Origin of the sequence: Gardnerella sp. DNF00497B, assembly GCF_049262725.1 — a bacterium.
Taxonomy (GTDB): Bacteria; Actinomycetota; Actinomycetes; order Actinomycetales; family Bifidobacteriaceae; genus Bifidobacterium; species Bifidobacterium leopoldii.
Genome location: NZ_CP058400.1, coordinates 368,602 through 380,281 on the forward strand (window position 1 = coordinate 368,602; position 11,680 = coordinate 380,281).

An 11,680-nucleotide genomic window follows, 5' to 3' on the forward strand; every position below is an offset into this window, starting at 1 on the left:
TGTGTTTTTTTTACAAAATTGTCCTGTTTTTTGTCGAAAGTATCGGCTGATTTGGTGTTTTTGACAAAAACAGTAGCAATACTACAAAAATAAGTAGCAAGTTAACAAGCAATAAGCAAGTGATAAGTGACTTAACAAGAAGCTAAGCTAGCAATTAAGCAAATAGGCAGTTAACCAGGCAGTTACGCAAGTCAATAGTCGGTTAAGCTAGTTACGTCAACTAGCAAATACTACTTAGATTGACCTTTACCAAATGCGCGCAGTTGCACGCCGTTCCAGTCAGCGCTTACGGTTAACGGAGTGGCTGCGTTCATGCCAGCTGTTTTTGCTGCAGATTGAACTGTGCTAGAACTTGGGGAACCTTCGCGACCTGGTTTTGGAGTAAGAACCCACATAGGCGCGTCATCGTCAAGCATATTTGTGGCATCCATAATGGTGTCCGCGAGCTCATCTTCATCGTCGCCGTCGCGCCACCAAATAATCACACCATCAACAGCAGCGTCGTAATCTTCATCTACCAACTCTTCGCCGGTAAGTTTCTCGATGCTTTCGCAAATTGTTTCGTCAACATCGTCATCCCAGAGCCATTGTTGCACAATGTCTCCTGGTTGGAATCCGAATTCCTGTGCATGCTGAAAAGCTATCTGTTCCACGTGATTCAATATATCAAAGCGTCACGAAGTGCGCACATTTGACGGCGTGTATTAAGTAATTTATTGTTTATCAATTACGACACACCAGGACACGCCTCAAAAATCGCGATTATGACACAAATCACTATATATAGGTGGTTATCTTTGCGTCTTGCCCTAGATATTGTGCATGAGTTGGGTTATAGTAGAGCGAGTCGTTAGAAATAGTTCCCATGTTTGCAACGAGAAAATTTGCTAGAAGGAACAGTGTTTAAGAAAGGTCTGTACCGATGCAGGTTTTGGAAGAAACTGCTGTCACAAGCGCAGAAAATTGTACGGATGATGTAGTTGAAGCTCCAGTTTCTCGTGTGCAGGTCGAAAAGCGCGATGGTCGCGTAGTTGATTTTGATCCGCTGAATATCATTATGGCAATTAAGGCTGCTTTTAAGGACTTAGGCAAGGAAGTCGGTCCGCAAGAAGAGCAGATGATTCGCGATATTTCAGATCATATTGAAGCTGAGATTCAGGATCGTTACAATGGTCCAGCAAAAATCGAAGATATTCAGACTTTGGTTGAGCACAGTCTTATTGAGAATCATCTTTACGAGGTTGCTCGCTGCTACACGAGCTACCGACTGAACCGAGATATCGACCGCGCTAAAGCTACCGATATCAACGAGGCTGTTAACCGCCTTGTAAATCGTGATGAGTCTCTTGTTCGCGAAAACGCAAATAAGGATTCCAATGTTTATGCAACTCAGCGCGATCTCCTTGCAGGCGCTGTTTCCAAGGCTTCTGCGTTCTCTATGCTTCCTCACGCAGTTTCTAACGCTCATATGAAGGGTGATATTCACTTCCACGACGCTGATTATTCGCCATTTACTTGCATGAGCAACTGCTCGCTTCCTGATTTTGGCGATATGCTTGCTAAGGGCTTTGCTCTTGGTAACGCAATGATGGATAGCCCAAAGTCTATTGGTACTGCTGCAACTCAGGTTACGCAAATTATTAAGGATATTGCTGGAGCGCAATATGGTGGTCAGACTGTTAATCGCGCTGACGAGATGCTTGAGCCTTATGCTAAGTGCGATTACGACAAAAATCTTGCTATGGCGCACGCTATGATTCCTGATTCCACGCCAATTCAAGTTGCAAAAGATATGATTGACGGCCTAAAAGCTCAGGAGCCTAAGAATCTTCATTGCTTGGACAGAGATCCACTTCCTGCTGATACTCCTTTTGACGAAAACTTGAGTGAGCTTGATCAGCTTCGTGAAGTTTATGCAAAGATTATGACGCGTAAAGCTATTTACGACGCTATGCAAACGATGGAATATCAAATTAATTCCAACCGTGTTTCTAACGGTCAGACTCCGTTCGTAACTGTTGGCTTTGGCTTGGGTACTTCTTGGTTTGCCCGCGAAATTCAGCGCGCTATTTTGCTTAACCGTATTCGTGGTCTCGGCAAAGATCGTCATACTGCAATCTTCCCTAAGCTTGTGTTTACTATTAAGCACGGTGTTAACGCGGACGCTGGCGACCCGAACTACGATTTGAAGCAGCTTGCGCTTGAGTGCTCTACTAAGCGCATGTATCCAGATGTTGTGTTCTACGAGAATATTATTAAGATTACTGGCTCCTTCAAGGCTCCTATGGGTTGCCGTTCATTCCTTCAGGGTTGGATTGATCCAAAGACCGGCAAAGATGTTGAAGATGGCCGTATGAATCTTGGCGTTGTAACTGTTAACATGCCGCGTATTGCTCTTGAATCTCACGGCGATGTGACTCGCTTCTGGAAGCTTTTCGACGAGCGTATGGAAGTAGCTCACCAGGCTTTGCGATTCCGTATTATGCGTTGCAAGCAAGCAACTCCTGTAAACGCTCCAACGCTATTCCGTTACGGTGCTTTTGGTCGTTTGGAAGCTAACGAAAGTGTGGATCAGCTGTTCCGTAACGAGCGCGCTACAGTTTCGCTTGGTTACATTGGCTTGTACGAAACTACTGCAGTGTTCTTCGGCAAGGATTGGATGCAAGATCACAGCTGGAATGAGGAAGGCAAGGAGTTTGCGCTTTCTTTGGTTCGCCGCATGAATAAGCTTTGCCAGCAGTGGTCAAAGGCTGAAGGCTACCATTATTCTGTTTACTCAACTCCTGCTGAGTCTTTGACTGACCGCTTTAACCGTATGGATCGTCAGAAGTTCGGCCGCATTGAAGGCGTTACCGATCACGACTTCTACACTAATTCCTTCCATTACCCGGTTTGGTTGCAGCCAACTCCTATGGAGAAGCTTCGCTACGAGGTTGACTTCCCGTATCTTGCTTCCGGCGGCTTTATTAACTACTGCGAGTTCCCATGCTTGCAGGCGAATCCTAAGGCTTTGGAAGCTGTTTGGGATTACGCTTACAAGATTGGCATCGGTTACTTGGGTACGAATACGCCAATCGATCACTGCTTCGTTTGTGGATTCCAGGGCGATTTTGAGCCGACTAAAGAAGGCTTCCGTTGCCCGGAGTGCGGCAACAGCGACCCAGATAAGTGCAATGTGACTAAGCGTACTTGCGGCTACTTGGGCAATCCTGTTCAGCGCCCAATGGTTCACGGACGTCACGAAGAAATCGCTCACCGCGTAAAGCACATGTCTGGCGAAACTGGCCATGTGACTCTTAACAACGGTGAGTCTCGTGAATGGTATGAGGAAACAAAATAAACTTAGCTAATTAACTATGTTGAAACTTAGTAAAATAAGTATGACTAGATAATTTAGCTAAATAAATAGCTTTTCTTGTGTTTGTTGTTTGGTGATAATCTGGCCGTTAGAAATGTATTGCGTTTTGTGATTGCACTTTCTAACGGCTAGATTTATTTTATTTTCGCAAATTTGGTCGTTTATTTTTTAGTTGCTTATTCGGTTTGGAAGGGGGTTGGATATGGCTCGCATGAGTTTGCACGATTTTGCGCCTGCAGACGTGAATCGTGGACCGTGGATTCCTACCTCTCTTTCCAATAACCCTCGCGCAGGACAGTGGTCTAGTGAGCGCATGAGCCAGGGGATGATCGCCGATTACAAGCGTTTTTTGATGACTGACGGCGAGGGGATTCGTTGTTCGCTTTACGTTTCCGGCTGCCCGTTCCATTGCGTTGAGTGCTATAACGAGTCGATTTGGGATTTTCGCGCAGGTCATCCTTATACTCAAAAGCTTGAAGATCAAATCATGGAAGATTTGGCGCAGCCTTATGTGCAAGGTTTAACGCTTCTTGGCGGCGAGCCGCTGCTTAATACTGGCATTTTATTGCCTCTTTGCAAGCGTATTAGAAGCGAATTTGGTCATACGAAAGACATTTGGAGTTGGACTGGATACACTTGGGAAGAGCTTATGCGCAAAGGGGAGACGCCTGATAAGCTTGAGTTGCTACGTTACATTGATATTCTTGTTGACGGCCGTTATATGAAAGATTTGCACGATTCGCTGCTGCAATTCCGCGGCTCTAGTAATCAGCGAATTATTGACGTGCCAAAGTCGTTGGAAAATCCGCAAAATCCTCCTGTAATCTGGGAAAAGCTTCACGATCAGGAGCGTTTTATTCCGTCAATTTACGGAAAAGACCGCGCGCAAGGCGAAGCGCTTGGATGAGCTTGAAATTGCATAGTGCATTTCAAGCTCATCCAAATCAGTAGCACGGCTACTAATAGCCGTGCGCAACTACCTGATTCAGTGCTGCTATGGAACATTTGCGGGAGAATTTGGTTCACTCAAACCTCTGCCTGCCTTATATGCAAAGGTGATATCATTAAAGAATAAGTATTTAATTTAGAGTAGGGGAAGAATGGCAGAGAAGTCTGAGAATCCAAGTAAGTTTGATGAATCGAAAAAAGATTCTCATAAAAAAGACTATGCCTATGCCCCTCGAGCACTTCGAACAATACTAAGTTCTTTAAAAAAGTACCGTTTTCTTGGCGTTTTAACAGTTGTTACTATTCTCGTTGAAGCTGCTATGCAAATTGAGATCCCTACAGTAATGTCAAATCTTATTGATTTTGGCATTATGTCACGTTCTCAAGAAGCTGTGCAATATTATGGTTTGCAATTGCTCATTTTTGCTGCAATTGCAATGATTACAGGCATTATTTCTGGTATTTGCTGCGCGCATTCTAGTGCTGGTTTTGGTAAAAATTTACGTCACAACATGTTTTCACGCTTACAAAGTTTAAGTTTTTCTGATTTAGATAAGTTTTCTAGCGGCACTGTTGTTACGCGTATGACTAGCGATGTGTCAAATGTGCAATTTGCTTACCAAATGATTATTCGCTCTGGTGTTCGCAGCGTTATGATTATCATCACTGCTTGGTGGTTTACTTTTTCAATTAGCCCTGCTATCTCGTGGGTTTTTCTTTCATTCGTGCCTATTGTTGGTGCAATTGGCGCTTTTGGTGCGAGTATAGTTGCTCCAGCATTTTCTCGAATTTATCGAATGATTGACGAGATGAATAATAGAGTTGGCGAGAATTTGCATAATATTCGCGTCGTAAAGTCTTATGTGCGTTCTGATTATGAAATAAGTCGTTTTACGCGTATTTCGCATAAAATCTATGATTATTTTATTAAAGCTGAGTATGTGTTAAATTGCAGTATTCCTTTGTTTAACTTATGTTTTTATTCTGGCATGCTGCTTATTGCGTGGTTGGCTTCGCACGAAATTGTGGCTTCAGGAAATAATCCTGCTTTTGGTTTAACAACGGGAAATCTTGCTGCATTAGTAGTGTATGCTTTGCAAATTTTGTTTGCTTTAGCGAATTTAGTTGCAGTTTTTGTAATGTCGTTAACAGCTCGAGCTTCGATGCATCGTATTTCACATGTTTTGCAATCTCGAAATACTGAAGTTGTTTCCAAGCATCCACTTACAAAGCTTTCTGACGCTTCTGTGCGTTTTGAAAATGTTTCGTTACGCTATCCTCAATCAGATAATACAGATGAATCCACTCCAGCAGAACAGGAAATTTTACATGATATAAATATATCTATTCCTTCTGGAGCAACTGTTGGCGTTGTTGGTGCAACGGGATCTGGAAAATCAAGTTTAGTGCAATTAATTGCAAGACTTTATGACGTAACTTCTGGCACTCTTTTTGTAGGCGGAAAAGATATTCGCGATTATGATTCTTCTAGTTTGCGTGAAGAAGTTGGTGTTGTTCTACAAAAAAATATTTTGTTTAGTGGCACAATTGCAGAAAATCTTCGCTGGGGTAGGGCGGAAGCAAGCGATAATGATTTGCGTCAAGCTTGCGAAATTGCTTGTGCTGATGAGTTTATTAAAGATTTACCAGACGGCTACAATACGCATATTGACCAGGGTGGTAAGAATGTTTCCGGTGGTCAGCGACAGCGTTTGTGCATTGCGCGCGCACTTTTGAGGAAGCCGAAAATTTTAATCCTCGACGACTCGATGAGTGCGGTTGATATGAAAACGGATAGTAAAATTCGCGATGGCTTGAAAAAGTTTATGCCTGATTCTACGCAAATTATCGTTGCTCAGCGCATATCTTCAATCGAACATGCGGATATTATTGTTGTTCTTAAAGATGGTCGTGTTGTTGCTAACGGTTCGCATGATGAATTATTTAAATCTTGTGAAATTTACAGAAATATGGCGGTTTCTCAAGAAAAAAGTCGCATAACTAGCGCAACTAAAGAAGAAGGAGCTAAATAACAATGGCTAAGAATAAAACGGCTCACTCTTCTAAAAATGATTCAGCTATTAGTTGGAAAACTCTTAGCAGACTTGCCTCTTATGTGCTTGTGTATCGAGTTAAAATTTGCGTAATTATTGCATCAATAATAGTTAGCGCAATCGTGCAAGCTGCAAGCGCAATGTTTTTGCAATCTCTTGTCGACTCGTATATTCTTCCGCTTGTCGGTAAGCATAATCAGGATTGGACGCCTCTTGTTCGCATGATTATTCTGATGGCAAGTGTTTATGTTGTTGGCGTGTTTTGTTCTTGGCTTTGGAGCAGGCTTGTTGCGAATATATCTGAAAGTGTTATGCGTGATTTGCGAGATTCTATGTTTAAGCATCAGCAGAAGCTTTCATTGCGTTACTTAGATTCTCAAGGTTACGGCGATATTATGAGCCGTTACACAAACGATACTGAGGTTCTTCGTGAAGCAATTTCGTGGGCTTTTCCTGACTCTTTTTCTGCACTAATGTCAATTTTGGCAGCGTTTATATCTATTATGTGCTTATCGCTTCCGGTTGCAGTTTTTGTAGCTATATTCACTGCAATATTGCTTTATTTAGTGCGTTTTATGCTAAAGAAATCTGGCAGTTTATTTGAACAATTCCAGCATGCATTAGGCGAGTTAAATGAGTTTGTTGAAGAATCTGCAACTGGAAGCAAAGTAATTAAAATTTTCAATCATGAAGCAGATTCTATTGAAAAATTAGATAATTGCATAGAAAAAGTGCAAAAAATTTCTGCAAGTGCGAATTCTTATGCAAATAACGTAATGCCTGTTATTAGTAATGCAAGCTATTTGCTTTATGTATTAATTGCTTTACTTGGTGCGTGGGCTGCTTCAGTGGGTCTGCCAACGCTGGGATTATCTGGATCTAGTACTCTTACACTGGGTACGCTTATATCTTTGCTGGCACTTTCGCGCGCATTTATTAACCCTATTGGCGAAATTACAATGCAAGCTAACGCACTTATGATGGCTCTTGCAGGAGCTTCTCGTATTTTTGAGTTACTTGATGAAAAGCCAGAACTTGATTCTGGCAGTGTGCAATTAGTTAAAGTGCGTGTACTTCAGTCTGATGAAGATCTTGAAGAAAAATCAGCATTTGATGTGCTTGAAGAAGTAGACGAACAATCTGAAGGAAGCAATATTTATTGGGCTTGGAAAAGATCAAAGCAAGATAATGGCACTAAAGCTAAAAAGCGCGCTCAAAACTTAAGCGAAATGGCTCAAGAGATTGTGTGCCATGCAAAGCGAGATGCTCGCACTTCTAAGGATGGCCGCTATACTTTGCTTCGAGGCGACGTGCGTTTTACGGATGTTGTGTTTGGTTACAAAGAAAATCATCCAGTTTTGCACGATATTACGTGGTTTGCAAAACCTGGTCAAAAAGTTGCTCTTGTTGGAGCTACAGGTGCTGGAAAAACTACTATTGCTAACCTTCTTACGCGTTTTTACGACATTGATGATGGACAAATTTTGTATGATGGCATTGACGTGCGCGATATTTGCAAAACGGATTTGCGCCACGCTATTGGCACTGTTTTGCAAGATGTGAATTTATTTACAGGCACAATAATGGACAATATTCGTTATGGAAATCTTGATGCTAGCGACGAAGATTGTATTCAAGCTGCAAAATTGGCTCATGCTGACGCGTTTATTTCTCATCTTCCTGACGGATACAATACGCAGCTTAACAATGGCGGTGAAGGGCTTTCTCAAGGCCAGAAACAGCTTATTTCTATTGCTCGTGCTGCAGTAGAAAATCCGCCTGTGTTAATTCTCGATGAAGCAACTTCATCGATTGACACGCATACTGAAGAATTAGTTCAACATGGAATGGATTCTTTGATGGAAGGGCGCACTGTATTTGTAATCGCTCACAGGCTGTCTACAGTGCGCAATTCTGATGTGATTATGGTGCTGGATCACGGTCGCATTATTGAACGCGGTTCACATGAGGAATTATTGGCAAAACGTGGGGAGTATTATCAGCTTTGCACTGGAGCTGTTGAGCTTGAATAATAGCTTGATTTTGTGCTGCAACACGCCGAACACGCGCGGCACTTGCATTTTGCTAAGGATTCTGTAAGATAGTGACTCGGCTGTTCGAGAGAACAAAGCCACGGCCCCGTAGCTCAGTTGGTTAGAGCGCCGCCCTGTCACGGCGGAGGTCACCGGTTCAAGTCCGGCCGGGGTCGCGATTAGTAGAATACCCGGTTCGCCGGGTTTTTTATTCATCATGGCTCTGTAGCTCAGTTGGTAGAGCGAGCGACTGAAAATCGCTAGGTCAGCGGATCGATCCCGCTCGGAGCCACAACAAAAAACGCGCGACACGATTTGTGCCGCGCGTTTTGTTTTATTCGCTAGTCAAGCTGCTTCCACGAATCAACATCAATATGATGCTCAGGATTTGCCTGCCAAGCTGCCCAAGCAGATTCTACGATATCCTTAACGTCGTAGCGAGCATGCCATCCCATTTCTTCGTTAATTCGCTTCGTGCTGCCAATAAGCTGTGGAGGATCTCCAGCTCTGCGATCAAGAACAGTTTCTTTAAATGGCAAACCGGTCACTCTGCGCACTTCGTCAACAATTTCGCGCACAGACGTACCCTTACCAGTTCCTACGTTAAAAGCGTCGTACTTGCGCTCGTCGCGATCCAAATACGTGAGTGCCGCAATATGCGCGTCTGCTAAATCAGAGACGTGAATATAGTCGCGAATGCAAGTACCATCAGCAGTAGGGTAGTCGCCGCCAAAAATAGCAGGTGCTTTTCCTCGCTGTAGTCTGTCAAGAAGCATAGGAATTAAGTTCAAAATCGCAGGATCTTCCAATTCCACCGGCCCGCATCCAGCTACGTTGAAGTAACGCAGTGCGCAGAAGCGAATTCCGTATGTGTGCTCGCAAGCACGTGCCATCCACTCGCCAAAAAGCTTGGTTTGACCATAAGGGTTAATTGGCAACATTGGCACAACATCTTCTGGTACAACTTCAACAGGAGGCACGCCATAAGTTGCTGCAGAAGAAGAAAATACGAGCTTCTTAACTCCGCTATCTTTCATGCCTTCAAGCACATTAAGCATGCCGTTAATATTCTGTTGATAATACCAAAGTGGCTTTTCTACGGATTCTCCAACTTGCTTTCTAGCAGCAAAGTGAATTACAGCATCAACATTCTCGTCTTTCATGATTTGCGCAAGTCGCTTTCCTGCATCAGGAGAAGAGATATCCATACCATAAAGACGTGCGCCTTCAATTCTTGTAGGCTTTCCGTAGCTTAAATCGTCAACGACGACGACATTTTGATTTGTTTCATGTAAGGCGTGAACTACGTGTGCTCCAATGTATCCGCATCCACCTGTAACGAGAACAGTCATTGTCGACCTTCCTTTTGAATAATATCAATACAATCAGTGAGATTATATCTCGTAAAACTGAAGTTTAATGATATGCATCTGTTGCATAGCATCTGTTATTCTTGCATTTTGATTCTGCAGCGTATGCTTAACTTGAATGTGTCAGTTGTATTATTTTGTAAGGTGATGTTCGAATGATATTTGTTGCGTTATCTATATTGTGTGTGATTATACGCGCTTATTTGATAATAATGATTATTCGAATGGTTGCAGATTGGTTATTTGTGCTTGTTCCTCGTATGCGTCCTAGAGGTGTTTTTAATTTTCTAATACGGATTATTTATTTCACAACAGAACCGCCATTACGCGTATTGCGCAAGTTTATTCCGCCAACTCGTTGTGGAAAAATTAGTATTGACGTAAGTTATATGCTTTTATATTTTGCTTTGTACGTTCTTCAAATTTGGTTATAGATGAGTTTACGTTTTTTCAACGCGTAATTTTTATAAAAGCGGCGTTTTGTTACATAAATTTTTGTATTAACCGCACTAATTTTCTGCGGACGTGATAGCATCGAATAGATATATATCAAAGGGCTGTGCCCAAAAAGCGAGGTGTAAAGCATATGACTCTGTTGACGCCTAAGGACATTCGAGAGCATACCTTCCAAATTGTACGTTTTAAGGGAGGTTATGACGTTGACGAGGTCGACGAGTTTCTCGATCAGGTTACAGAAACAATAGAAGCACTCGGTCAGCAGGCAGTGCAGGGCCTAGGGGCTTCCACGCAATCTCTTGGCCGTGATGTTGCGGGTTTGAATACGAAGATTGCTGAGTTAACTTCTAAGGTAGAATCCTTAACTAAAGAAAATGAGGCATTGCGTAATGCTTCTAAGAAGCAGGGTGAATCAAATGAAGCTGCTTCTCAACTTGAAGCTACTGCAACTAAGTTGCGTGAAGCTGAAGAAAGTAATCGTGCTTTGACTGCTCAAAACCAGCAGTTGAAGGAACAGTTAGATGGTTTGGGTGCACAGGTAGATCAGTTGACTGCTCAAACTGCTCAAGCAGACAATGCTAAGCAGGTTCAAAAAGAGCTTGAAACTGTTACTCGCGAGCGTGACGACTTCCGTGCAAGCAGCGAAAACTTGGGTCGCGAGCTTGAAACTGTTCGTCAGCAGCTTGTTGTCACTCAGCAAGAAAACACTAAGATTGAGGAACTTTCCAAGCAATTGGAAGAGTCCCGTCAGCGTGAAGAGCAGCTTCGAAAGCAGGTTGCTAAGATGGAGCCAAATACTGAAACAGGTAGCTTGCAAAAGATTGCTGGTGCTGGTGCAGAAGCACAAGGTTCTGAGCCAGAACGTGCAACTGCAATGTTGACTCTTGCTATGCAATTGCATGATCAATATGTAGATAAGGGCAAGGCTAAGGCTCAGCAAATTGTTGAAGAAAGCCAAGCTCGTTATAATGAAACTGTTGCTAAGGCGGATGAATATTCTGCACGTACTCGTTCTGAAGCTGAAGAGTACAGCAAGCAGACTCATGCTGATGCTGACGATTACTCTACTCGTACTCGCAGCGATGCTGATTCTTATGCTGCTCGTGCTCACAATGAAGCTGATGCTTACTCTGGTAAGGTTCGTCAAGCTGCTGATGATTACTCTAAGCAGACGCATGATCAAGCTGACCAGTATGAGGCTGAAGTACAGCATCGTGCTGCAGACTATGATTCTACAACTCGTACAGCTGCTGATGCATATGCTCGTCAGGTACGTGAGAATCTTGAGAAGCAAACTCAAGTTATTGAAGGGAATATTCAGAGCCTCAAGCAGTTTGAAACTGAATATCGTACTCGCTTGACTGATTTCCTTGGTCAATTGGTTGCTCAAGTTTCTGATGAAAATACCTATGCTGGATTAGGTCAGAAGCAGGGTGAGGAATCTGGTAAGCAAGAGTAGTT

At 43.0% G+C, this 11,680-nt stretch carries 8 protein-coding genes and 2 tRNA genes; 8 read left to right on the forward strand and 2 right to left on the reverse strand.

Going from position 1 to position 11,680, the window contains the following annotated elements:
- Positions 1 to 230: 230 nt before the first annotated feature.
- A complete protein-coding gene (locus HXT26_RS01250) occupies positions 231 to 653 on the reverse strand; it encodes a DUF3052 domain-containing protein (protein ID WP_004107331.1) in 423 nt (140 codons plus the stop codon).
- A gap of 269 nt (positions 654 to 922) precedes the next feature.
- Between HXT26_RS01250 and nrdD the strand changes: the two genes are divergently transcribed.
- The 6 genes from nrdD (at position 923) to HXT26_RS01280 (ending at position 8,685) form a co-directional block, all read left to right on the forward strand.
- The gene (nrdD, locus tag HXT26_RS01255; RefSeq protein ID WP_004118729.1) at positions 923 to 3,340 is read left to right on the forward strand and encodes an anaerobic ribonucleoside-triphosphate reductase; all 2,418 of its coding nucleotides are present in this window, start codon (positions 923 to 925) and stop codon (positions 3,338 to 3,340) included.
- 220 nt (positions 3,341 to 3,560) lie between these two features.
- A complete protein-coding gene (gene nrdG, locus HXT26_RS01260; protein ID WP_004118730.1) occupies positions 3,561 to 4,265 on the forward strand; it encodes an anaerobic ribonucleoside-triphosphate reductase activating protein in 705 nt (234 codons plus the stop codon).
- Positions 4,266 to 4,458: 193 nt separating this feature from the next.
- Entirely contained in the window at positions 4,459 to 6,339 is a 1,881-nt protein-coding gene (locus HXT26_RS01265; protein ID WP_422112033.1) for an ABC transporter ATP-binding protein, read from the forward strand.
- A gap of 2 nt (positions 6,340 to 6,341) precedes the next feature.
- Positions 6,342 to 8,393, forward strand: a complete 2,052-nt coding sequence (locus HXT26_RS01270) for an ABC transporter ATP-binding protein (protein ID WP_004107341.1) — start codon at positions 6,342 to 6,344, stop codon at positions 8,391 to 8,393.
- 102 nt (positions 8,394 to 8,495) lie between these two features.
- Positions 8,496 to 8,569 (forward strand) — tRNA-Asp (locus HXT26_RS01275).
- 43 nt (positions 8,570 to 8,612) lie between these two features.
- Positions 8,613 to 8,685: transfer RNA gene (locus HXT26_RS01280), tRNA-Phe, on the forward strand.
- A 49-nt stretch (positions 8,686 to 8,734) separates the two neighbouring features.
- Here HXT26_RS01280 and galE read toward each other — a convergent pair.
- Complete coding sequence (gene galE / locus HXT26_RS01285) at positions 8,735 to 9,745, reverse strand: UDP-glucose 4-epimerase GalE (protein WP_422112034.1); 1,011 nt, start codon at positions 9,743 to 9,745, stop codon at positions 8,735 to 8,737.
- Positions 9,746 to 9,987: 242 nt separating this feature from the next.
- Here galE and HXT26_RS01290 point away from each other — a divergent pair, with 242 nt between their 5' ends.
- Together HXT26_RS01290 and HXT26_RS01295 are read left to right on the forward strand one after the other, a co-directional pair.
- Complete coding sequence (locus HXT26_RS01290; protein ID WP_254596667.1) at positions 9,988 to 10,197, forward strand: YggT family protein; 210 nt, start codon at positions 9,988 to 9,990, stop codon at positions 10,195 to 10,197.
- A 152-nt stretch (positions 10,198 to 10,349) separates the two neighbouring features.
- On the forward strand, positions 10,350 to 11,678 hold the full coding sequence (locus tag HXT26_RS01295) for a DivIVA domain-containing protein (RefSeq protein WP_004107347.1): 1,329 nt from the start codon (positions 10,350 to 10,352) through the stop codon (positions 11,676 to 11,678).
- Positions 11,679 to 11,680: the final 2 nt, after the last annotated feature.